General features: G+C 71.6%; 21 protein-coding genes and 1 riboswitch. Of the genes, 9 read left to right on the top strand and 12 right to left on the bottom strand.

All coding sequences use genetic code 11. The annotated features are described in order from the left end of the window. Nucleotides 1–186 precede the first annotated feature (186 nt). The 3 genes from FY030_RS06210 to FY030_RS06200 are packed head-to-tail and all read right to left on the bottom strand — an operon-like array spanning nt 187 to nt 4,537. Nucleotides 187–1,320 (bottom strand): glycosyltransferase family protein, encoded by a 1,134-nt coding sequence (locus tag FY030_RS06210; RefSeq protein ID WP_158060748.1) that lies wholly within the window; start codon nt 1,318–1,320, stop codon nt 187–189. Beyond that, the gene (locus tag FY030_RS06205) at nt 1,317–2,753 is read right to left on the bottom strand and encodes a glycosyltransferase (protein ID WP_158060747.1); all 1,437 of its coding nucleotides are present in this window, start codon (nt 2,751–2,753) and stop codon (nt 1,317–1,319) included. Before FY030_RS06205 ends, FY030_RS06210 begins: the two co-directional genes overlap by 4 nt. After that, on the bottom strand, nt 2,750–4,537 hold the full coding sequence (locus FY030_RS06200) for an ABC transporter ATP-binding protein (protein WP_158060746.1): 1,788 nt from the start codon (nt 4,535–4,537) through the stop codon (nt 2,750–2,752). Before FY030_RS06200 ends, FY030_RS06205 begins: the two co-directional genes overlap by 4 nt. A gap of 33 nt (nt 4,538–4,570) precedes the next feature. On the opposite strand from FY030_RS06200, the gene FY030_RS06195 reads away from it, so the two are divergent. Beyond that, nucleotides 4,571–5,776 carry a glycosyltransferase gene (locus tag FY030_RS06195; RefSeq protein ID WP_158060745.1) on the top strand — a complete coding sequence of 402 codons (1,206 nt, stop codon included), beginning with the start codon at nt 4,571–4,573 and terminating at the stop codon, nt 5,774–5,776. Nucleotides 5,777–5,841: 65 nt separating this feature from the next. Here FY030_RS06195 and FY030_RS06190 read toward each other — a convergent pair whose 3' ends face one another. After that, nucleotides 5,842–6,513, bottom strand: a complete 672-nt coding sequence (locus FY030_RS06190; RefSeq protein ID WP_158060744.1) for a DnaJ family domain-containing protein — start codon at nt 6,511–6,513, stop codon at nt 5,842–5,844. A 96-nt stretch (nt 6,514–6,609) separates the two neighbouring features. After that, a riboswitch (TPP riboswitch) is annotated at nt 6,610–6,707 on the top strand. Here FY030_RS06190 and thiM point away from each other — a divergent pair. From thiM to thiD, 3 genes are all read left to right on the top strand, one after another. Continuing rightward, nucleotides 6,698–7,525: a hydroxyethylthiazole kinase gene (gene thiM, locus FY030_RS06185; protein WP_158060743.1), complete on the top strand. Its 828-nt coding sequence runs from the start codon at nt 6,698–6,700 to the stop codon at nt 7,523–7,525. It overlaps the preceding riboswitch by 10 nt. Continuing rightward, complete coding sequence (gene thiE / locus FY030_RS06180) at nt 7,522–8,211, top strand: thiamine phosphate synthase (protein ID WP_158060742.1); 690 nt, start codon at nt 7,522–7,524, stop codon at nt 8,209–8,211. Before thiM ends, thiE begins: the two co-directional genes overlap by 4 nt. Then, a complete protein-coding gene (thiD, locus tag FY030_RS06175) occupies nt 8,208–9,035 on the top strand; it encodes a bifunctional hydroxymethylpyrimidine kinase/phosphomethylpyrimidine kinase (protein ID WP_158060741.1) in 828 nt (275 codons plus the stop codon). Before thiE ends, thiD begins: the two co-directional genes overlap by 4 nt. Here the strand turns inward: thiD and FY030_RS06170 are convergent. Genes FY030_RS06170 through FY030_RS06155 form a run of 4 tightly spaced genes read right to left on the bottom strand, consistent with a single transcriptional unit; the run spans nt 8,976 to nt 13,033 of the window. Next, nucleotides 8,976–10,274, bottom strand: a complete 1,299-nt coding sequence (locus FY030_RS06170; RefSeq protein ID WP_158060740.1) for a glycosyltransferase — start codon at nt 10,272–10,274, stop codon at nt 8,976–8,978. The two genes, thiD and FY030_RS06170, sit on opposite strands and share 60 nt — an antisense overlap. Before the next feature lie 16 nt (nt 10,275–10,290). Next, on the bottom strand, nt 10,291–11,262 hold the full coding sequence (locus FY030_RS06165) for a Gfo/Idh/MocA family protein (protein ID WP_158062678.1): 972 nt from the start codon (nt 11,260–11,262) through the stop codon (nt 10,291–10,293). Between the two features lie 29 nt (nt 11,263–11,291). After that, nucleotides 11,292–12,416: a DegT/DnrJ/EryC1/StrS family aminotransferase gene (locus tag FY030_RS06160; protein WP_158060739.1), complete on the bottom strand. Its 1,125-nt coding sequence runs from the start codon at nt 12,414–12,416 to the stop codon at nt 11,292–11,294. Beyond that, nucleotides 12,413–13,033 (bottom strand): acyltransferase, encoded by a 621-nt coding sequence (locus FY030_RS06155; RefSeq protein ID WP_158060738.1) that lies wholly within the window; start codon nt 13,031–13,033, stop codon nt 12,413–12,415. Before FY030_RS06155 ends, FY030_RS06160 begins: the two co-directional genes overlap by 4 nt. 3 nt (nt 13,034–13,036) lie before the next feature. On the opposite strand from FY030_RS06155, the gene FY030_RS06150 reads away from it, so the two are divergent. Together FY030_RS06150 and FY030_RS06145 are read left to right on the top strand one after the other, a co-directional pair. Continuing rightward, nucleotides 13,037–13,729, top strand: a complete 693-nt coding sequence (locus FY030_RS06150; protein WP_238348585.1) for a glycosyltransferase family 2 protein — start codon at nt 13,037–13,039, stop codon at nt 13,727–13,729. A 9-nt stretch (nt 13,730–13,738) separates the two neighbouring features. Continuing rightward, a complete protein-coding gene (locus FY030_RS06145) occupies nt 13,739–14,110 on the top strand; it encodes a DUF2304 domain-containing protein (protein WP_158060736.1) in 372 nt (123 codons plus the stop codon). A gap of 34 nt (nt 14,111–14,144) precedes the next feature. Here FY030_RS06145 and FY030_RS06140 read toward each other — a convergent pair whose 3' ends face one another. Next, on the bottom strand, nt 14,145–14,930 hold the full coding sequence (locus FY030_RS06140) for an inositol monophosphatase family protein (RefSeq protein WP_238348584.1): 786 nt from the start codon (nt 14,928–14,930) through the stop codon (nt 14,145–14,147). A 118-nt stretch (nt 14,931–15,048) separates the two neighbouring features. Here FY030_RS06140 and FY030_RS06135 point away from each other — a divergent pair, with 118 nt between their 5' ends. The 3 genes from FY030_RS06135 (at nt 15,049) to FY030_RS06125 (ending at nt 18,531) form a co-directional block, all read left to right on the top strand. Beyond that, a complete protein-coding gene (locus FY030_RS06135; RefSeq protein WP_238348583.1) occupies nt 15,049–15,642 on the top strand; it encodes a DoxX family protein in 594 nt (197 codons plus the stop codon). A 110-nt stretch (nt 15,643–15,752) separates the two neighbouring features. Further along, nucleotides 15,753–17,357 (top strand): Na+/H+ antiporter NhaC family protein, encoded by a 1,605-nt coding sequence (locus FY030_RS06130; protein WP_158060735.1) that lies wholly within the window; start codon nt 15,753–15,755, stop codon nt 17,355–17,357. Between the two features lie 304 nt (nt 17,358–17,661). Further along, the gene (locus FY030_RS06125; RefSeq protein WP_158060734.1) at nt 17,662–18,531 is read left to right on the top strand and encodes a serine protein kinase RIO; all 870 of its coding nucleotides are present in this window, start codon (nt 17,662–17,664) and stop codon (nt 18,529–18,531) included. A gap of 11 nt (nt 18,532–18,542) precedes the next feature. Here the strand turns inward: FY030_RS06125 and FY030_RS06120 are convergent, their stop codons facing one another. From FY030_RS06120 to dxs, 3 genes are read right to left on the bottom strand one after another with little or no spacing between them, the layout of a single operon-like run. After that, entirely contained in the window at nt 18,543–19,724 is a 1,182-nt protein-coding gene (locus FY030_RS06120) for a phosphatase domain-containing protein (protein WP_158060733.1), read from the bottom strand. 49 nt (nt 19,725–19,773) lie between these two features. Beyond that, a complete protein-coding gene (locus tag FY030_RS06115) occupies nt 19,774–20,682 on the bottom strand; it encodes a diacylglycerol/lipid kinase family protein (protein ID WP_192498745.1) in 909 nt (302 codons plus the stop codon). Next, nucleotides 20,679–22,562 (bottom strand): 1-deoxy-D-xylulose-5-phosphate synthase, encoded by a 1,884-nt coding sequence (dxs, locus tag FY030_RS06110; RefSeq protein WP_158060731.1) that lies wholly within the window; start codon nt 22,560–22,562, stop codon nt 20,679–20,681. The genes FY030_RS06115 and dxs overlap by 4 nt, the downstream gene beginning before the upstream one ends. Nucleotides 22,563–22,586: the final 24 nt, after the last annotated feature.

Genomic DNA, 22,586 nt, shown 5'->3' with positions numbered 1-22,586 from the left:
CTCTCCTGCCGTGGTGCGGGGTGGGGCCCCGGTGTCCGATCCGGTATGGCGTACGTCCGGCCGTTCGGCGCGGTCCCGGACGGTGCGACGCACCTCGAGGTCGAGGGCGTCCAGGTGGTGCCCGGCGACCGGCGGCCGCGCCGGCTGGGTCAGGGTGCCGACCCAGGAGACGACCTCGTCGAGTCCTCAGCCAGCTTTTCGCGCCAGGGCGCGCACCGGTTCGGCCCACCCGGCGACCTGCTCCTCGGCGCACAGCACCCGGGCCGCCACGTCGCTGGCCCCCTTGGCCCGGGCCACGTCGTCGCGGGTCAGCCCGTCGATGGTGCGGGCCACGTCGGCAGCGGTGAAGCCCTGGCTCACCCAGCCCACGCTGTGCTCACGCACCAGCGCCGCCATCTCCGGGCTGGGCCCGATGAGCACCCCGAGCCGGGCCTGCACGTAGTCGAAGATCTTGTTGGGCATGGCGTAGCGGTGGTTGAACGACACCGGCGCCAGGATATGGACGCCCACGTCGTAACGGTGCAGGGTGTTCACCAGCTCGCTGGTCGGCACGGCGTCATGCACGTGGATCCGGGGATGGTCGACATACCGCTCGCGCACAGACCCCGCATACCCGCTCCCGGAGTCCACCAGGAAAAGGTCGAGGGTAGCTCCCCCCTGCACCTGCTCGACGGCCGCCAGCATCATCTCCAGGCGGCCCGGGGTCGCGCCCCCCGCGTGCACCAGCCGCACCGGGTCTGCCACCTCACCGGGAGTCAGCTCACGCCGCTCCGGGGCGTTGAAGACGACGCCGCACGGCACCCCGAACTCTGCCTCGTACTGCTCGGCCAGCTTGAACCCCACCGTGGTCACCGAGTTGGCGCGCCGCACCCACTTCTTGATGAGGTAGCCGTAGTACGGCGCCAGGAAGGTGCGGAAGCGCCACACCTCCTCCTTCTGACGGGTGACGTACTCGTGCAGGTCGACGTGCACGCCTCCGCGCGGCCGCATCTCGATCGCGACCGGCACGGGCTGCAGGTCGTTGGCCAGGATGACGTCGTACTCCTGCCCGACGAGCTGCTCCCGAGCCCATCGCGTGATGGGCGCGGTGTCAAAGGCACGCTGGTAGATCCGGGCCACGACCAGCTTCCGGTCGACGTGCCAGTAGATAATCTCGTCCGGGACCTGGTGGTGGGCGACCACGCCTTCTGGCGCGGGTCCATAACCGACGGTGGTCACGGCGTAGTCGTCTCGGAACAGCCTGATCTGCCGCAGCACGCGGGCGTCCCGGAACAGCCGGGAGTAGGAGATGATCAGCAGGCTGGGACGGGTGTCGTTCACGTCCCGCATCTTGCCACGGCACGGGCGTGGCCCTCGATGAGGTGCTCGGCCTCGTGTCGCCAGTCGAGCAGCGGCGCCAACGCCTGGGTATGGCGTCGGTAGGGCTCCGGGTCGGCCAGCACCTGCGCCAGGGCCGCGGCCAGGCGCGCGGGGTCGTCTGCGGCCTCCAGCTGGTCGCCGTCCTCCTGGACCGCTCCCTCCGGCACGGCGAAGACGGTGCCGACCCCGTGCTCCTCCACCAGGGCAGCGACGTCCGGCAGGTCCGCGGCCACGATGGGCAGACCGGCGTGGATCGACTCGAAGAGTTTGTTGGGCAGGGAGTAGGTGTAGGAGAGCACGATCGGACGGACGTAGACGATGGCCAGGTCGGCGTCGGCCAGGCTCTGGGGGACCTCCGCACTGGGCACCGGCCCGACGAGGTGCACCCGGTCAGTCAGCCCGGCCGCGGCCGCCCGCGCCAGCAGACCCCGCACGTAGTCCCCGCTGCCGAAGCCGAGCATCACCAGATGGACGTCCGAGGGCAACATCGCGAGCGCGTCGATGGTCTCCTCCAGGCCACGCCCGCGCGTGACACCCCCGCAGTAGGAGATCACCTTGTCGCGGGGGCTCAGTCCGGCCAGCTCCCGCAGCCTTCCCCGGGCCGGGTCGGGCAGTGCTCCCGGCCAGAGCGGGACGTTACGCACCAGCAGCGGTGGCTCCGCTAGCCGGTAGTGCCGCTGAAGCCACCGGACGATCGACGGCGAGACGGTGAGGACGGCGTCTGCCCAGCGGACACCAGCCCGCTCGATCACGGCCTCGACCAGCGGGGCAATCAACCGGGGCCGGACGTTGCGGTGCAGCCACAGCTCGTGGGAGTCGTACACGATCCGCGTGCCTTGCAGGACCCGCAGCAGGAGCGCGGGCGCCAGGGTGTTCCCGTCGTTGGCGTGGACCACGTCGGCCCCGAACCGGCGAGCGGTGACCAGGGCTCCTGCCCAGTAACGCACCAACCGTGCGGTGCGGAAGCCTCGCTGGTAGACCTTACGCCAGGAGAGGGGGAGCCGGGACCCGGCCTGCGGCGGATCCGCGAAGGCCTGAGATGGTGCGGTGCCGCTGGCCGCGGTGCCGCTCGAGTCCGGTCGCTCCGCTGCGGACGAGGTGGCCCCGGTCACAGGGTCGCGGCCCCGCAGTCGACGCCAGACCCTGGCCGCGGTGCCGAAGGTACGGACCAGGTCGAGGTCCATGGTGCGGTGCAGGGGCACCCCGCCGACGACGGCTGGGCCGGGCTCCAGCCCGGAGCGGGTCGGGGCCAGCCCGATCACCAGCACCTCCGCACCTGCCTCCTGGAGGGTGGCCGCGCTGCGCAGCACCCGCGAGTCGGTGTCGGCGTCCCGGAAGACGAGGAGCGCGATCCGTGGCGCCTGACCGCCGGGACCGGTGAGCTGGGCGCTCACGTCAGCCCGGCCAGCGCTGCCTGCGTGGCGAAGTCGGGCTGGGCCGCGACGACCTCGGCGAAGGTGCCGCTGGCGACCAGCTCGCCCTCACGCATGAAGCACACCTGTTCGCTGTGCCGGATCGTGGCCAGCCGGTGGGCCACGACGATGACCGAGACCTCGCCGGAGAGCTCACGGATCGCCGAGGTCACGGCCGCCTCGGTCGAGGTGTCGAGCGCGGAGGTGGCCTCGTCCATCACCAGGACGAGCGGGTCGGTGTAGAGCGCCCGGGCGACACCGAGCCGCTGGCGCTGACCGCCCGAGAGCTGCAGGCCCCGCTCCCCCACCTTGCCGTGGATCCCGTCCGGGCGGGACTCGACGACGTCGAGGAGCTGGGCCCGGTCCAGTGCGCGCCGCACCTGGTCCTCGTCGATGTTGGCGTCGTCCCAGGCCAGCGCCACGTTACGGGCGACGGTGGCGTCGAAGAGGGTGACCTCCTGGGGCACGTAGCCGACCCGGGACCGCCAGGCCTTGAGCACGTCCGGCAAGGGCCGGTCCTCGACGTAGATCTGGCCCGAGTCGGGGTGGAGCAGCCCCAGGATCAGGTCGACCAGCGTCGACTTCCCTGAGCCGGAGGCCCCGACGAGGGCCAGCGTGTGCCCGAACGGCAGGGTAAGGCTGACGTCCTTGACCGCCGGCGTGGAGGCGCCGGGGTAGGTGAAGGTGACCCGGTCCAGACGCAGCGTGCGCGCACCGCCGGGTAGGGGCTCGTTGCCGCCGGTGAGCTCGGCGTCCACATACTCCTTGCCCCGCTCGATCTCCTCCAGCACCTGCTCGGCGAAGGGCATGTTGGCACCGGTCTGGCCCATGATCGTCTGGAACCGGGTGAGCGAAGGGACGAGCCGGAAGCCGGCGACGCCGAAGAGCGCGATTGCGGTGACCGCGCCAGTGACGCCGTCCTGCAGGTAGCCGATGAGGCCGCCGATGATCAACCCGCCGACCAGCGCGGCCTCCAGGACGTAGCGCGGGATCACCCCCAGGAAGTTCTGGTTGGCCCGCGCGAGCGAGGCCCGGCGCCGGACCTTCAGGACGGTGTCGGCGACCTCCTGCGACTTGTCCCGCAGGGTCACCTCCTTCAGCGAGTGCACCATCTCGCTGACCAGCCGCATCGCCCTGGCGGAGAACTTCCGGTTGTCCTGCCCTGCGCGCACGGCGCGGCGCAGGACGACGCGGTAGAGCAGGAAGGCGACGATGCCGAAGTAGATGATCGTCGCCGTGGCCAGGGCAGGCTGAGCCACGAGCAGCACGGCGAGCACGGCGACGAAGGTGAACACCTCCCCGCTCAGCTGGCAGAAGGGGATGAGAACCCCGGCGACCGTCGAGCCCACACCGACGTCGGTGGAGCGGATGATGTCGGTGGAGTTGCGGCTCAGCCGCTCGGTCCAGGGTGCCTTGAAGGTGGCGGCCAGCAACCGGGCCCCGAGCACCTGCTCGAACCGGGCGAACCGGCGGGTGGCCCACCACTGCAGGCTGATGGCGAGCACCGACTTCAGCACGATGAGCGAGCCCACGATGAGCAGGACGACCCCGAAGTCCTGCGGCTCGCCCAAGGTGATGCCGACGACGGGCAGAGTCAGTTCCTGGCCCGTGAGCATGGGGGCAAGCACGATCGCGAGTAGCCCGATGGCAGCGACATCCAGCACCGCGAGCAGGCTCTGCAGCACCGCGAAGGTGGCGATGAACCGTCGGGTGCCGGCCGGCAGGACCGTCATGAGCTGGCGGACGGTGCGCCACAGAGCGAGCATCGCGCCCAGCCTAACCGCGACTACGCTCGCAGCATGTCACCGCTGCGGGGTCCACGCCGCTGGGCCTACCAGGCCTGGACCGCCCTGCCCTCTCCGGTGCGTGGGATCGGGGAGACCGTGCTGCGCCTCCGGGCCGAGCGGGAGGTCGCCCGGCAGCCCGGCTTCGACCCCGGGTCCTCGCGCCGGTTGGTCGTCGGCCCGCTCAACACCGCCGGTCAGGGGGAGCGTTGGGCCTTGGCCGCCCAGACCCTGCCCGGCACCAGCGCCCGGGCCATGTCGCTGGGGCGGCGCGGGCGCGGCGGCGTGAACTATGGCTATCCCAGTCATTGGCACCTGCCCCGGACCGCGCAGCTGCGGGGTATGGCAGCCCACCGGGCCAGGATCCTGGGCACCGACGGGCAGCCCGGGGCCACCCACGTCCTGGCCGAGTCGGCCTGGGCCGTGCTGGACGACCCTTACGAGCGGTGGATCACGCAGGATCTGGACGACCTGCGGGGAGCTGGGATCGACGTCGCGGTCGTCGTGCACGGCTCGGAGATGCGGGACCTGCGACGGCACGCCGCGGCATACCCGCACTCGCCGTTCCGCGGGGAGTGGGACGAGCGGTGGGAGCGGCTGCAGGCGACCGTCGAGCGGACCCGGGCGGTGCTGGCGAAGCTCGAGGGCAGCGGGGTGCCGGTCTTCGTGCCGACGCCGGACATGCTGGAGCACGTGCCCCGCGCGGCCCTGCTCCCGATCACCGCCGACGTCGACCGCTTCTCCCCCGGCGCGGCGCAGCCGCTGCTGAGGCGGGAGCAGCCGGTCGTGCTGCACGCACCGACCAACCCGAGGCTCAAGGGGACCGCGGCGGTCGAGGAGGTGCTGACCCGGTTGCAAGAGGAGGGGCTGGTGGTCTACCGACGCCTGACCGGCGTGCCGCACACGCAGATGCCCGCTTTCGTCGCCGACGCCGACGTGGTGGTGGACCAGGTCGTGCTCGGCAACGTCGCCACGCTAGCGGCCGAGTCGATGGCCGCCGGCCGGCTCGTCGTGGGGCACGTCGCCGACCACGTGCGCGAGCGCACCCCAGGCCTTCCGGTCCTCGAGGCCGTGGCGGACACCCTGGAGGACGTGCTCCGCGACGTCGTGGCCCACCGGGACCGCTACCGCGACCTGGCCGCCCGCGGCCCGGCGTGGGCCCGGGAGCACCACGACGGCCGCGCCGCCGCCCGGGCACTCTCCCCCTGGCTGGGGATCTGACCCGCGCGGAACCCGTGCCCCCGCAGGTGTCCCCTTTCCCCCGAGGGTCTCGTGGGAGGTGTCGGTCAGGGCTGGCGCCGGCGGGTCCACCAGCGGCGACGGCGCGCCCTGCCCTTGCCGCCGTCCCGATCCGCGGCACCTGCGTCTGCGGTCGCCTCGTCCCCTGACACCGCCTCAGCGGCCGGAGTCGTCCCCGAGGCCCCGCGTTGCGCACGCAGGTCGCGCCAGGCCCCGATCATCTCCTCGACGTCCACCCGTCCGACGACCGGGGGCGAACCGGCACCGACGTGCGGTCGGCGCCGGTCGGCCAGGACCCGCTCGTTGAAGTCTTCGAGCCGCTCCCGGACCGCGGCCTCCTCGTGCAGGTCGAGCAGCGACTCGGGGAAGGTGGTCTTCTCCCGACGCAGCTGCATGACGCCTGGCAGCGCCTCGGACAGGTCGAGCCGTTCGCGCTCGATGAGGCTCTTCACCCACCAGTCCGGGTCGTTGCGGATGTCGACGTCCCGCAACGGCTTGCCGGCCCCGGCCAGGTTGTCGAAGGCCCCCTGCCGTTCGGCCTGGGCGATCGTCTGGTCTACCCAGGTCTGCACCGCCCTGGCCGTCACCGCCGCCGAGGGCGGCCGCTGCACGACCCCCTGATCGGCCAGCTGCTCCTGGGCATCTGGCGCACCGGGCCGGGCGCCGGGACTGCCCCAGGTCGGGCCGCCCGACGGTCCCTGCCTGTCCTCCGCGTTCATCTCATACCTCCCCCTCCACTGTCGCACGGCCCCCGCCCGCCGGCGTTCCGGACGGGCCCGCTGAGAAAGCAGGTGTCCGTGGGAGCCGTTATCGTCGGTGGTGACGCGGGGTGCCATCCACCGGATGGCTGAGAACAGACCCGTCGAACCTGATCTAGCTCGCACTAGCGAAGGGAACGTCCTGATGACCGACCGCGCCATGGCGCTCGCTGCCGTCACCGCCACCGCCGGGGAGCTGGCCGACTGCTGGGAGGCAGTGCGGGATCAGTCACCCCTCACACAGTGCCTCACCAACATCGTCGCCGCACCGTTCGTGGCCAATGTCCTGCTCGCCGCCGGCGCCTCGGTGGCGATGGTGGACAACACGCACGAGGCAGAGGAGTTTGCCGGCGTCGCGGCCGGTGTCGCGGTGAACCTGGGCACCCCCTACGACGACACCGTCACGGCCATGCGCGCCGCCGTCCGCGGAGCGGCCAAGGCAGGCACCCCTTGGGTGCTGGACCCCGTCGGCGCTGGCGGCCTGCCGTGGCGCACGCAGGTCGCCCGCGACCTGGTCGGCCTGGCCCCTCCGGCGGTGGTCCGCGGCAACGCCTCGGAGATCCTCGGGCTGACCGGCGCCGGGGGCGGGCGAGGTGTGGACAGCACCGACGCCGTGGAGGATGCCGTGACCGCCGCGCGGGACCTGGCCACCGAGCTCGGCACCACGGTGGCCGTGAGCGGGCCGACGGACCACCTCACCGACGGGCAGTCCTTGCTGCGCCTCGCCCACGGGCACCCGTGGATGACCCGGGTGACCGGGATGGGCTGCGCCCTGGGCGCTCTCATGGCAGCCTGCACGCCCGTCGCGCCCAGCCCGCTGGTGGGCGCGGCCACCGCGACCGCGGCGCTCACCCTGGCCGCGGAGACCGCTGCCGAGAGCACCGCAGGCCCGGGGACCTTCGCCGCAGCGTTGCTGGACGAGCTATCGCTCCTGGCGCCGACGGACCTCGCCGCAAGGGTCGAGCTGCGATGACGCTCGGCGTGCAGTCCCGCCCCGCCCCGCGGCCGCTCGACCTGCGTCTGTACCTAGTCACCGACACCGTGATGACCGCACCGCACGGGCTGATCTCCACGATCCGGGCCGCGGTCGCCGGAGGGGCGACCGTGGTCCAGCTGCGTGACCCGGACGCCAGCGACGACGAGTTCGTCGCGCTGGGCCGAATGGTGCAGGTCTGCCTGCGGGACAGCGGGGTCCCGCTCATCATCAACGATCGGGTGCACCTGGTCGGCGAGATCGGCGCCGACGGGGCGCACGTGGGCCAGGACGACCTCGACCCGCTCGCGGCCCGCGAGCAGCTGGGCGGCAGCGCCTACCTCGGCCTGTCCTGCACCACGGCCGAGGAGGTGCGGGCCGCGGCGGCCCTGCCGCCGGGGACGGTGGACTACCTCGGGCTCGGTCCAGTCCGGGCCACCGCGACCAAGCCGGACCATGCCGCCCCCCTGGGTCCTGACAAGGTATGCAGTCTCGCCGACCTCGCCGCCGCGGCGGCCCTGCCATCGGTGGCGATCGGCGGGATCGACATCGCCGTCGCCGGCCGACTGCGGGGCAGCGCGCTGGGCGGCATCGCCGTCGTGAGCGCGGTCTGCGCCGCGCCGGACCCCGAGACCGCGTCCCGCGAGCTGCGCAGCCTCTGGGACGCGCACCCGGTCCCCTCGTGAGCACCGAGCCGGGCCGCGTGCCCAACGTCCTGTCCGTCGCCGGGTCCGACCCCTCCGGCGGGGCCGGCATCCAGGCCGACCTGAAGACCTTCGGCGCCCTAGGTGCCCACGGCTGCGCCGTCCTGACCGCGCTCACCGCCCAGAGCACCCAGGGCGTGACCGGCGTGCACGCCGTGCCCCCACGGTTCATCCGGGAGCAGGTCGAGACACTGGTCGCCGACGTCACGCTCGCAGCGGTCAAGGTCGGGATGCTCGGCAGCGCCGACGTGGTCCGGGCCGTGCACGAGCTGGCGCAGGAGGGCCTCCTGCCCAACCTGGTCCTCGACCCCGTCATGGTCTCCACCGCCGGGTCCCGGTTGCTGGACGAGGACGCCGTGGAGGAGCTCCGCGCACTGGCCAGCCACGCCGACCTCATCACGCCCAACCTGCCCGAGGCCGCCGTGCTCCTGGGACGGGACCCGCAGGACATGGCCGAGGGCCCGGCCCAGATGATGGACGAGGCCCGCGCACTCCTGGACCTGGGCTGCCCGCGGGTGTTGCTCAAGGGAGGCCACGCCTCGGGCGAGCACGTCCTGGACCTGCTGGTCGACACCCTCGGGGCCCACGAGCTGGGCGGGCCGCGGGTCGCGACCCCGCACACCCACGGGACAGGGTGCTCGTTGTCCTCCGCCATCACCGCCCTGCGGCCGCGTCGGGACAGCTGGCTGGAGGCCGTCACCGACGCCCGCTCCTGGCTCGTCGGTGCCCTAGAGCACGGCCACGAGCTATCCGTGGGCCAGGGGCCGGGGCCGGTGCACCACTTCTGGCAACTTTGGGAGCGGTGACCCGGGTTCAGCGGCTGCGTCCAGCACCACGGCCGCGGCGGCCTCACCGGTCGCGCTGAGGCTGCGGTGCTGCCGCACCCAGGCGACACGCCGCTCCCGCTCCCGCAGCGACCAGCGACCGGCCCCCGGCGCCGCGCTCCGCACGGCCGCCAGCATCGCCGCCGCCACCGCCGGGACGTCGTGGTCCACCGCGTCCCCCAGCCCGTATGCCCGCACGTCGGCGGCCGCCGGGCCGGGACCGGCGAAAACAACCGGGGCACCGGTGGCCAGCGCGGCGATGACCTTGGTCGGGTAGGCGAAGTCGTAGCCGACCCCCGGCCGGACGCTGACCAGGGCCACAGCAGCTCCCCGCAGCCACGCGGCGGCCTCGGCCGGCGGCACGAGCGGCCGCAGCTCGATCGCGCCGTCCGGCAGCTCGGCACGCAACCGCTGGAGCAGGGGCCAGCTCGAACCCTGGCCCAGGAAGACCAACCGGGCTGTGGGCTCGGCCGCCACCACCTCGCGCATCGCTTCGGCGAAGACCTCGGCGCCCTGCCACTCCGAGGCGGTGCCCGCATACACCAGGTATGGCGTCTCTGGGGCCTGCGGGTGCCGCTCCCCGTCGGAGGTGAAGACATCGGTATCGATCCCGTTGGGGACCACGCTGACCCCGACCCGAGTGGTGCCCCCGAGCAGGGACCGGACGCGGTCGGCAACCCCGTCGGAGACCGCGATGACGTCCCTGGCGCCGCGCAGGGCGTAGCTCTCGACCGCGCGCATCGCCGCCACCACGATGGCCGGCGCACCCATCGAAGCGGTGGCGTCGGACCAGACGTCGGCGGCGTAGTAGACATAGGGGATCCGCGGATGACCGGCGAGCCGCCCCGGGAGGGCACGCAGGGCCAGCGCGGTCCGGGTCACCGCGCCGGTCGTCGGCGGCGGCTCGACCACGACAACGTCGGGGCGCGGCCCGGTGAGCAGCCGCAGGGCCAGAGGCAGGTCGAAGGAGAGGTAGGGCAGGTAGCCACGCACGTAGCCGGTCGCGTCCCGCAGCACCGGCCACCGGGACACGCGCACCGGGCCGTCGTCCTGCGTCTGCGGTCCCCGCAGGTGCGGTGGCGCCATGGTGGTCAGCACCCGAACCTCCGCGTGCCCGGCCAGCGCGCGGACCAGCGCCCCCAGCCGGAAGGTAGCGGCCGCAGCCTCGGGAGCGAAGATCCGGGTCGCCAGCACGACGCGACGGCGGCGCGCGCCCCTCACGACATACCCCGCACCCTCACAGGGCGATGGTGCGCCCAGCCGCGGCGGACTCGAGGATGGCTTCGACGACGTGCAGGGTGTGTACGCCTTCCTCCATTGAGACGATCTGGGCCGGGCGTCCCCACAGGGCGTCGCGGAAGTTCTCCTGCTCCACCCGCAACGGCTCACGCCGGGCCAGGGCGTAGCGGATCGAGTCACCCTCGGACACGCCCCGGAAGTGGCTAGAACGCTCCCACTCACTGCGCACGTCCCCGTTGGCCACGAACGTCAGGTCCCCGGTGAGCGTGTTCGCGATGAACGCGCCCTTCTCCCCCGTCGCGACCGTCTCACGGACCTTACGCGGCGAGAGCCAGTTCACCGTGTGCGAGACGATGATCTCGTTCTCCAACCGCCCGGTCACCACCACCATGTCCTCATGCTCCCGGCCCGTACGGTGCGCGATCTGCCCAGCGACCATCGCATACCGCGACTGCGCGATCCACGCCGTCAGATCCACATCATGCGTAGCCAGGTCCTTGACCACCCCCACGTCCGCGATCCGCGAGGGGAACGGCCCCTGCCGCGAGGTCGTGATCTGGAACACCTCCCCCAACTCACCACCCTCGATCCGGGCCCGCATCTCCAACAACGCCGGGTTGCACCGCTCCACATACCCCACCGCCCCCAACAACCCCGCCGCCGCGAACGCCGCCGCCACCCGCTCACCCGACTCAGCCGTCGCCGCGATCGGCTTCTCCACCAACGCGTGCACCCCCGCACCCGCCAACGCCAACGCCACCTCCTCATGCAGATACGTCGGCACCGCCACCATCGCCGCATCAATCCCCGCCCCGATCAACGCCTCCACATCCGCCAACACCTCCAACCCCCCAGCCACCCCATGCCGATCCCCCACCGGGTCAGCCACCGCCACCAACTCCATCCCCTCCACCTCACGGATCACCCGCGCATGATGCCGACCCATCGACCCCAACCCGATCAGCCCCATCCGGATCGGCCGACCCTGCACCACGAAACTCACGCGCCCGCCCCCACCACAGCAGCCACAGCCTCCACGACCCGCTCAAGGTCACCCTCGCTCAACGAGGGATGCACCGGCAGGCTGATCACCTCAGCCGCCGCCCGCGCCGTGACCGGCAACTCCCAAGCCGGCGCGAACCGCGCCAACGACACCAGCTCATGGTTCGGCGTCGGGTAGTACACCCCACACCCCACCTTGTGCTCGGCCCGCAACGCAGCCACCACCTCATCCCGCTGCGCACCCGAGGCACCATCAACCCGGATCGTGTACTGGTGATACACGTGCGTGCACCCTTCCCGCACCGCCGGCGTCACCACCCCCGCCACCTGGCCCAGGTGCTCATCCAAGAACGCCGCGTTCGCCCGCCGCTGCGCCGTCCACGCCCCCACCTTGCCCAGCTGCACCCGCCCGATCGCCGCATGAATATCCGTCATCCGATTGTTCAACCCCACCACCTCGTTCGCGTACTGCGCCTCCATCCCCTGGTTACGCAACAACCGCACCCCCCGCGCGATCTCCTCATCCGCGCACGAGACCATCCCACCCTCACCCGAGGTCATGTTCTTCGTCGGATACAAGCTGAACATCCCAAACGCACCAAAACTACCCACCGGACGCCCACCACACGTCGCACCATGCGCCTGCGCCGCGTCCTCAAACACCGCCAGACCATGCTCCTGCGCCACCTGCGCCAGGCCATCCATGTCCGCCGGATGCCCATACAGGTGCACCGGCATCACCGCCACCGTCCGCTCACTCACCGCCGCAGCCACCGACACCGGATCCAGGTTGAACGTGTCCGCACTGATATCCGCAAACACCGGCGTCGCGCCCGTCAACGCCACCGAGTTCGCCGTCGCCGCGAACGTGAAGGACGGCACAATCACCTCATCCCCCGGCCCCACCCCCGCCGCCAACAACCCCAAATGCAACCCCGAGGTCCCCGAGTTCACCGCCACACACGTCCGCCCACCCACCAACTCGGCCGCGAACTCCACCTCAAACGCCGCCACCTCCGGCCCCTGCGCCACCATCCCCGAACGCAACACCCGATCCACCGCCACCCGCTCCTCCTCACCAATCACAGGCCTCGCAGCAGGAATCATCGACAGCTCACTCATCGCCCGGTCTCCTCGTCCACCCGGGCCAGCGACCCGTTGCGCTCGCGGTAGGTGGCGCCGTCGGCCGGGCAGCGCCACTCGCCCGGCGTGCCGGTCGCGTCGAGGGGACGGCCGGCGTGTCCGACCCAGGCGATCCGGCGTGCGGGCACGCCAGCGACCAGGGCGTGGGCAGGCACGTCCTTGGTGACGACGGCGCCGGCGGCGACGGTGGCCCACTCGCCGATCGTCACCGGGGCGACGCAGACCGCCCGGGCCCCGATCGAGGCGCCGTCCCCGATGGTCACCCCGACCGGCTGCCAGTCGTCGGCGCTCTTGAGCGTGCCGTCGGCGTTCACCGCCCGGGGGAAGGTGTCGTTGGTCAGCACGGCCGCCGGGCCGATGAACACGCCCCGGCCCAGCCGCGCCGGTTCGTAGACCAGCGCGTAGTTCTGCACCTTGCAGTGGTCACCGAGCTGGACACCGGTGCCGATGTAGGCGCCGCGGCCGATGACGCACCCGGCGCCCACGACGGCGCCCTCACGGACCTGGGCGAGGTGCCAGACTGAGCTGCCGTCGCCGATCTGGGCGTCGGGCGAGACGTCTGCGGAGTCGACAATGCGGGATGCGGGAGAATGCACGCCATGAGCCTAACGCCCCCCATCGAGGATGCCTGGCTGGTCATCCCCGTCTTCGAGGAGGAGCAGGTGCTCGCGGGCGTGCTGCACGAGGCGCTGGAGGTCTTCCCGCACATCGTGGTCGTCGACGACGCCTCCGCTGACCGCTCGGCGCAGATCGCGCGAGAGGTCGGGGTCACGGTGGTCCGCCACCCGATCAACCTGGGCCAGGGGGCGGCCCTGCAGACCGGCATCGACTACGTGCTGCGGGCGACCGAACCGACGCAGGCGGCCTACCTGGTCACCTTCGACGCGGACGGCCAGCACCGGGTGCAGGACGCAGCCGCGATGGTGGCCAAGGCGCGCGAGGGGCACCTTGGCGCGGTCTTCGGCTCCCGCTTCCTCGACGACCGGACCCGCCCGGGCCTGCTGAAGAAGATCGTGCTCAAGGCCGCGGTCTGGCTGACGAACCAGCAGACCGGGATGAAGCTGAGCGACGCCCACAACGGCCTGCGGGTGCTGCGCCGGGACGCCGCCCTGGCCCTGGACCTGCGGCAGAACCGGATGGCGCACGCCACCGAGATCGTGCTGCAGCTCGGCCGCACCGGTCTGCCCTGGGCCGAGCACCCGGTGCACGTGCTTTACACCGACTACAGCAGGTCCAAGGGCCAGTCGCTCATTAACTCCGTCAACATCCTGGTCGACTCGATCCTGAAGTGAGGTGACCCTATGCTGGACCAGCCGCTGATCAAGGTGCTGCTGTTGCTCGCGATCGTGGGCATCACGGTGATGCTCACCCGCTCCACCGCCGGGGCGCGGCACCAGGCCGTCCGTCGACTCATGCTGGCCGGCTTCCTGGTGGTGGCCGTCCTGGCGATCATCTTCCCTGGCCTGCTGACCCGGATCGCCCAGGTCCTTGGGGTGGGACGCGGCGCGGACCTGCTCCTCTACGGCCTGGTGGTGTTCTTCTTCGGGTATGTGGCGGCCGCCTACCGCCGTAGCCGCCAGACGGACCTGCAGATCACCACGCTGGCGCGCGAACTGGCCCTGCGCGAGGCGCTGGACCGGCGACGACCTGCGCCCGATCAGGACAGCAGGTAGCGCCACCGCGACCCGCCACCACCCGGGCAGCCGCTCAGCCGGCCGCGCTCAGGACGTCCAGCACGGTCGGTGAGGCGGCGGCGATCAGGTCGGGGTGCTCGCGCACGGGGGAGTACGCGTGGCCACGGGTGTCGCCGACGGCCCCACCCACCTCGGCCAGGATGAGAGAGCCGGGCACGTGGTCCCAGGGCCGGGTGCCGCGGTAGACCACGGCGTCGCAGACGCCCTCGGCCAGCTTGGGGTAGTCGATACCGCAGCTGATCCAGGTCAGCTTCATCGGCGGGGTAGGACCCAGCGCGCGTCCGACCTGGCGCGGGTCGGAGGTTCGCACGCGCCATCCCACCGGATCCGCCTCCACCTCCAGCTGCGGCAGCCGCCGGTCGTCGCGCCACGCCCCTGCCCCCCGCTCGGCCACATACGCCACGCCGTGCTGCGGCTGCCAGATCCAGGTGCGGACTGCCAGTCCGCCGCGCACCTCGCCCACCATGACGGCATGGTCGGCCGAGCCGTGCACAAAGTTGCGGGTGCCGTCGACCGGGTCGACGGTGAAGGCGTGATCGGCGGCAGCGCTCCGGAAGGCGGCCAGCAGCCCGGGGTCCTGCGCGGACGCCTCCTCCCCCAGCACCAGCGCCTGCGGGTAGGCCGCGCGCAACGCCCGGGTGATGAGCACCTCGGCCTCCTGGTCGGCCACCGTCACCAGGTCTTGGGGGTGAGACTTGCTGGAGATCTGGCCCTCCTCCAGCGCACGAAACCGCGGGTCGATGACCTCGGCGGCCACCTCCTGCAGCAGGGTCAGCATGCTCTGCGTGTCGATAGCCACCCGGCCAGCCTGTCATCCCGCTATCGGAGCACCAACTCCCCAGCCTGAGACTTGCCTGAACGCCTCCCACTACGTAAAGTAGTAGTTGTCATCCGCTGCACACTCGAGAGGTCCGACCATGAGCGAGCGAACCGCTTCCCCCCGTTCGACTTCCCCCCGTTCGACCGACCGGGGTGTGGACGCCCGGGACGGACATGTGACCATGCAGACCGACCTCGTGCGCAGCTCCTTCGCCCGCGGGGCGTTGGCCTTCCTGCGCATCGTCGTCGGCTGGATCTTCCTCTGGGCGTTCTTCGACAAGCTCTTCGGCCTGGGTTACTCCACGCCGGGGGAGCGCGCATGGATCAACGGTGGCAGCCCAACCTTCGGCTTCCTGGACAACGCTGGCGGCGTCTTCGGTGGCATCTTCCAGTCGATGGCCGGTGCAGCGCCCTTCTTCGACTGGATCTTCATGGCCGGTCTGCTGGGCATCGGCATGGCGATGATCACCGGCGCGGGCGTCAAGATCGCCGCCATCGCCGGGACCGCGCTGGTGTTCATGATGTACCTGGCGAGCTTCCCCTTCGGCCAGGAGGGTCAGAGCAACCCGATCACCACGTCCCACTGGCTGGAGGCCGCTGCGATGATCACCGTGGCCGCCACCCGTGCCGGGGACACCCTCGGCCTGGGCAAGTGGTGGAGTCGCATCGTCGGCGACAGCTGGCTGCGCTGACCTGAGCTGAGCGAGACGGCCCGACCGGGACATTCCGGGCGGGCCGTTCCCGTCCGCGGACGGGTGCGGGCCACTAGTCTGGTCGCCACCCCGCCACGGAGGAGCTGCCCATGGTCGACGACTATCCACTGCTGACGATCCTGCCGCCGGTGCTGGCCATCGGGTTGGCGCTGCTCACCCGGCGGGTGCTGATCAGCCTGGGGACCGGCGTTGTCGTCAGCGCCCTGCTGGTCGCGGGGTGGAACCCCCTGGAGACGCTGCGGCTGGTCTGGGACGCGTTCGCCGTCATCTTCTGGGAGGACGGCGCGCTCAACACCTTCTACGTCTACATCCTCATCTTTACCCTCCTCCTGGGCATCATCGCCGCGTTCATCATGATGTCCGGCGGCACCCAGGCCTTCTCGGACTGGGCGGTGCGACGGATCCGGACCCGGCGCGGGGCCAAGGTGCTCCCGGCGGTCCTGGGCGTCGTCATGTTCATCGACGACTACTTCAACGCCCTCGCGGTGGGTCAGGTCTCGCGTCCGGTCACCGACAAGCACCACGTCTCGCGAGCCAAGCTGGCCTACATCGTCGACTCGACCTCGGCCCCCGTCGCGGTCCTCGCGCCGTTCTCCAGCTGGGGCGCCACGATCATCGGAATCATGGCCCCGCTGCTCGCGGCCTCCACGCTGACGCACAGCCACGTGATGGCCTTCCTCGGCGCGGCCGCGATGAACTACTACGCGATCGTGGCGGTGCTCATGGTGTGGGCGACGGTGCTGCTGCACATCGAGATCGGCCCGATGCGCGTCGAGGAGCGTCGCGCGATTGCCGAGGGCCGCACCTACAACCCGAAGGAGACCATCCCCGGGGAGCTGTCCGAGAACCTGCCGGTGCATCACCCGGGCGCCAAGCGGGCGCTGGTCATCCCGTTCGCGCTGCTCGTCGCGGGGGTGATCGGCGGGATCGTCTGGACCGGGTGGCGGGAGTCCGGGACCCTGGAGGTGCTGGAGATCCTGGCTGACACCGACGTGAGCACCGCGCTGCTGTGGGGCGGCGGGCTCGGGCTCGTCGCGGCGCTCTACTACTACCTGCGCTACACCGGCGCCGACCCCCGCTTCAGCCTTGGCACCCTGAGCCAGGGCTTCTGGGAGGGCATCAAGTCGATGCTCCCGGCGGTCTCCATCCTGCTGCTCGCCTGGATGCTCGGTGACCTGATCGACCAGCTCGGCACCGGTAAGTATCTCGGCAGCCTGGTCGAGGCCGCCGCGATCGGGCCCACCTGGCTCATCCCCCTCATGTTCCTCATCGCCGGCGCGATGGCCTTCTCCACCGGGACCTCCTGGGGTTCGTTCGGCCTGCTGCTGCCGATCGCCGGCCAGATCATGGCCAACGTGCAGGGTGGCGACGAGCTGCTGCTGGCCTCGTTCGGCGCGGTGCTGGCCGGAGCGGTCCTCGGCGACCACTGCTCACCGATCAGCGACACCACGATCCTGTCCAGCACCGGCTCCGGCGCCAACGTCATCACCCACGTCACCACCCAGCTGCCGTACGCCCTGGTCAGTGGCGCCATGGCCCTCCTCGGGTATGTCGTGTACGCCCTGACCGGCCACGGCGTCCTCGGGCTGCTCACCTCCATCGCCGGGCTCGCCGCCTTCGCCGTCATCGCCAAGGTCACCATGACTCCGCTGGAGCATGAGATCCCCGAGGATGAGCGGGCCGCGCACACCTAGCCCGTCCGAGCGGTGACCAGACCGCGCATCCGAGCCCGCCAGCCTCTCGACTGGTGCTGCGGCGCCGCGGCCGAGGACACACGCGTGGCACGCCACACGGCCGGGTCGACTGTCGCCGCTGCGCGCGGGCGCAGCGGAAAATCCCTTGCGACCGCGCAACCACCTCCCCCACCATCGGGGGACAACGCCCGGCCTGACCCGGGCACCCGGCACGGCGCGGCCGCGCCCAGAGGAAAGGAGGAGCAGATGTCCGACAGCGTCCCCGGTCCCCGGACCAGCGCCACCCTTCTCTCCAGGAGTTCCCGTGCCCACTGCAGGCCCCCGTCAGCCGACGGGTGAGATCGACCCCTTCTTCACCTTCGACTACGTCCGCGTCGACCAGCCCGAGATAGCCACGGACGGCCGACGCGCCACGACCTACTGGGCCGTCGACCGCAGCAGCCGAGGACCTGCCCCGGTGCCCCCCTGGCTGGTCGTGGACGCCGGCGCCGTCGACACCGAGCTTGGCGTGCTCAAGACCGGCAAGGAGGCCGACGTCTTCCTGGTCGAGCGGGCCGCCGAGCACGTCAGCCCGGTGGAGTCCTGCCTGCTCGCGGTCAAGCGATACCGCGGCGCCGAGCACAGCAGCTTCCACCGCAGCAGCGTCTACGTTGAGGGGCGTGGGGTCCGGCGCAGCCGGGACCAGCGAGCCTTGGAGCGCGGATCCTCCTATGGCCGCGAGGTCGCGGCCGGGCGCTGGTCCGCCGCGGAGTGGGATGCCCTGCGCACAGCCTGGTCCGCGGGCGTGGCGGTGCCCTACCCGGTCTCGGTGCAGGGCAGCGAGCTGATGATGGAGTTCGTCGGCAGCCCGGACGGTCAGGCGGCGCCCCGACTGGCCCAGGTCCGCCCGTCCAGCGAGCTACTCGCGCACTGCTGGGGGCAGGTGCGCGCCATCGTGCTCGGCCTGGCCGAGCTCGGCTGGGCCCACGGTGACCTCTCGGCCTACAACCTGTTGCTGCACGGCGAGGTCGTGCTCGCCATCGACCTGCCGCAGGTCGTCGACGTGGTGTCCAACCCGCGCGGGCCGGAGCTGCTGCACCGGGACTGCGTCAACGTCTCCCGGTGGTTCAGCTCACGCGGATGTGCCGCGGACGCCGACCTGCTCTTCGCCGAGGCGGTGGCAGCCGCGCTGTAACCCGGCCCTGGTCACGACCTCGCGCCGGCGGCCAGCACCTCGATCTGCTCCTCGTCGGCAGCGAGGTCGTCCTGCAGCCGCGAGCGTTGGTCCGGGGTCAGGTGCAGCACCCGAAGCCCGACCCGGACGTCCTCGGCCACCTCCCGGGCCTGGTCGACCCGGATGAGGCCGAGGCGCACCGCGTGGGCGGCCGCGCCGGCGTAGGTGTCGAAGACGTGGACCCCCTTGTTCGCCCACTCCTGCCGCCGCGCCTCGTCCAGCTCGGTGACGTTGTGCAGCAGGGTGCCCACGATGTGGTCCGGGTCCCGCTCGTGCATCTGCGCGCCGACGTCCCCGTCGGCCTGCCCGCTGTCACCGACGAAGACCATCCGCGCCTCGGGGAAGAGCCGACGGTCCCGGTCCATGTTCTGCAGTTTGCGCTCGGCGATGGCGTTCCTCGTGTGCAGGTTGAGGAAGGAACCGCCCATCACCGAGTGCGGCGGCAACCCGAGGTAGGACAGCTTGCCCCTGGTGTACTGCTCGATCAGACCCTGCGGACCACCCGGCCGGGCGGTGACGAAGGTGAGGTCGCCCGGCCGGTTCGGCTCGGCCGCGGCGCCCTTGTCCAGCTTGGTCAGCAGCGAGACCACGCCGGGGTAGATCGTCCCCTTGGGATAGCGACGGTCGTGGATGACGCACTTGACGGTGTCGTCGATGTCGGAGAGCACCCGGAGGTCGGAACCGTGGTTGTCGCCGGCCTGCTCGGCGATGTGCTCCAGCAGCCGCTCCCCCAGGTCCTCGTCGAGGTCCTCGAAGACCAGGTGCTCCAGGTCGTGGTGGTCACCCGTGGAGTTGAGCAGGTTCTTCAGGGTGTCGAACTCCTGCCCCGTCCGCGCGGTCAGCGCCTCAACGATGGCCTCCTGGGCGTGCCGCGAGGTCCGACCCTTGTGCATCGCCCCGATCACCTCGGCGACGGACTCCAGCGACAGCTCCTCGATCCGCTCCCGCAGCAGCAGGTCGACCACCTGCGGACGGTGGCCGAAGGCGGTGCGGCGCATCGAGGCCTGCACGGTGGGCAGGTCGACGGTGGCGATGATCTCGTCCAGCGAACCTTTCGGCGCCTCCTGCAGCATCTCCAGGATCCGCCGTCCGTCCCGGGGGCGGGTCAGGATGCCTCGCGATAGGTGGCTGATCTGGGCGGCAATAGCACGCACGGTGGGTCTCCTCGACAGGGGTCGTCGGTCACGGGCGGTCGGCCGGAGCTCACGGGCAGGCGACGCGAAGCGCCCCCGGCCGGATCTCGATGTGGGCCCTCACGATATCGACCATCACGTCTCCGTCCACCTGCACCAGCGCCGGCTCGCTCGGTCGCACCGTGAGCCGGCAACCCTGTCGGTAGCGCAGGGCCGGGTGAGGGGTATGCCTTCCGCTGAGCCCGGTGCGCGCGACCCGGGCCCAGTCGGTGAGCCGCCGCGGCGCGACAAGGACCACGTGCAGCAGCCCGTCGTCGGGGCGGGCACCGGGCACGAGGCGGGCTCCCCCCGGCAGGCGGGCGCTGCTGACGGCCAGGATGCTCCACAGCTGCTCGGTGCTCTCGACCTCCCCGTCCAGGCTGAACGTCACGGGGCGACCGGGACGGGCAAGCCGGCGCAGCCCGGGCTCGAAGTAGGCCAGCCAGCGCAGCCGCCGCTTCAGCGCCGGGTGCAGCGCGGCCACCGCGTCCGCATCGTGGCCCAGGCCGACCACGACCAGGAAGGGGTGCTCGGTGCTCGCGCCCGTGTGGTTCGTCAGCTCGGCCCACCCGAGGTCGACCGGCAGCGCGGGGCCGGTCACCGCGAGATGGGCAGCCCGCCCCAGGTCCCGCGTCGGCAAGCCAAGCCCTCGTGCGAACAGGTTGGCCGTGCCGACCGGGACGACACCCAGCACGACGTCCTGCCGGGCGCGGAGGGCACCTGCGACGGCGCGGACGGTGCCGTCTCCCCCCGCGACGAGGATCCTGTCGGCCCCGGCGGCCAGAGCCTTTCTCGCCTGGGCCGCGCCCACCTGCGCGACGCTGGTCCGCAGGAGCAAGGGCTGCTCCAGGCCGGCCCCGGCGCACGCCGCCGCCACCGCCTCCCGCGCCGCGCCCGACCGCGGCAGGGCCGGGTTCAGGACGAGCGCGACCCGCGTCACGCCAGCTGGGCTGCCAGCGATGTCGCGATCGGGTCGGCGGTCAGACCCACCCGGTCCAGCACCTGGCCTCGCGACCCGTGGTCGAGGAACTCGTGCGGGATGCCGTAGGCGTGCACGGGCACCCGGACGTCCGCGGCCGCCAGGGCCTCGGTGATCCGACCGGCCAGGCCCCCGACCAGGGCATCCTCCACGACGCCGACGTGCCGGGCGTTCCGGGCCAGCTCGACCAGGTCCTCGCTCACCGGCAGCACCCACCGTGGGTCCACGACCATCACCGATCGACCCTCGGCGTAGAGCTTGTCGGCGATCTCGAGGGCGGTGACGGCCATCGCCCCCGCGCCCACGAGCACCAGGTCGACCGGCCCGTCGGCCGCGTCCGCGGCCCCTTCGACGTCGCGCAGCACGTCCACCGTGCCGTGCCGCCGAACCGCCTCGATCGGGGCGCTGACGGTGCCCTTGGGGAAACGCAGGACCGAGGGCGCGTCCTCGATCGCCACCGCCTCGCGCAGGGCACGCGCCACCTGCTGGCCGTCCCGGGGCGCGGCGACGTGGATGCCGGGCACCATCCCGAGCAGGGTGAGGTCCCACATGCCGTTGTGGCTAGCCCCGTCGGTGCCGGTGACGCCGGCCCGGTCCAGGACGAAGGTGACCCCCTGCCGGTGGAGGGCGCAATCCATGAGGAGCTGGTCGAAGGCGCGGTTGAGGAAGGTGGAGTAGATGCACACGACGGGGTGCAGTCCGGCGTAGGACAGGCCCGCCGCCATCGCGACCGCATGCTGCTCGGCGATGCCGACATCGAAGACGCGGTCGGGAAAGCGCTCGGCGAACGGCTGCAGGCCCACCGGGATGAGCATGGACGCGGTGATCGCCACGATGTCCGGGCGCTCCTTGCCCAGCCGGACCATCTCCTCGCTGACCTCATCGGTCCAGGACCGGCCGGACAGCTCCAGTGGCAGTCCGGTCTCAGGGTTGATGACGCCGACGGCGTGGAATCGGTCCGCCTCGTCCTGGGTCGCAGGGTCGTAGCCGTGGCCCTTCTCAGTGATCGCGTGCACCAGCACCACGCCACCGAAGTCGTGGGCGCGGCGCAACGCGGTCTCCATGGCGTCCACGTCGTGGCCGTCCACCGGGCCGAGATACTTCAGCCCCAGGTCCTCGAACATCCCCTGGGGGCTGACGATGTCCTTCAGCCCCTTCTTCATCCCGTGCAGGGTCTCGTAGACCTGCCGGCCGACCAGCGGGGTGCGCTTGAGCTGACGCTTGCCCCAGGACAGCACTTCCTCATACTCCTGGGTCGCCCGCAGCGAGGCGAGGTAGTCGGCCATGCCGCCTCGGGTGGCGGCGTAGGAGCGCTCGTTGTCGTTGATGACGATGATGAGCGGGAGATCTCTGTTCTCGGCGATGTTGTTCAGCGCCTCCCAGACCATGCCCCCGGTGAGCGCACCGTCGCCGATGACCGCCACGGTATGCCGCCCTGTCTCCCCCTGCAATTCGCGGGCCTTGGCGATGCCGATCGCCCAGGACAGCGAGGAAGAGGCGTGGCTGTTCTCGATGACGTCGTGGTCAGACTCGGTCCGGCTCGGGTAGCCGGAGAGGCCCCCCTGCTGGCGCAGCGTGGAGAAGTCGTGCCGGCCGGTGAGCAGCTTGTGCACGTAGGCGATGTGCCCGGTGTCGAAGAGCAGCGTGTCGCGTGGGGAGTTGAAGACGCGGTGCAGCGCGATGGTCAGCTCAACCACCCCCAGGTTGGGACCGAGGTGGCCGCCGGTGCGGGAGACGGACTCGATGAGGTAGTCCCGGATCTCTTGGGCGAGGATCCCTACCTGACGGGGGGTCAACCGCTTGAGATCTGTCGGGCCGGTGATGGTCCGCATGAGGGGCACGGTCGTCCTCCGGTGGTAGGGCGG

Origin of the sequence: Ornithinimicrobium pratense (assembly GCF_008843165.1) — a bacterium.
GTDB lineage: Bacteria > Actinomycetota > Actinomycetes > Actinomycetales > Dermatophilaceae > Ornithinicoccus > Ornithinicoccus pratensis.
This window is presented reverse-complemented; position numbering and strand designations above follow the sequence as displayed.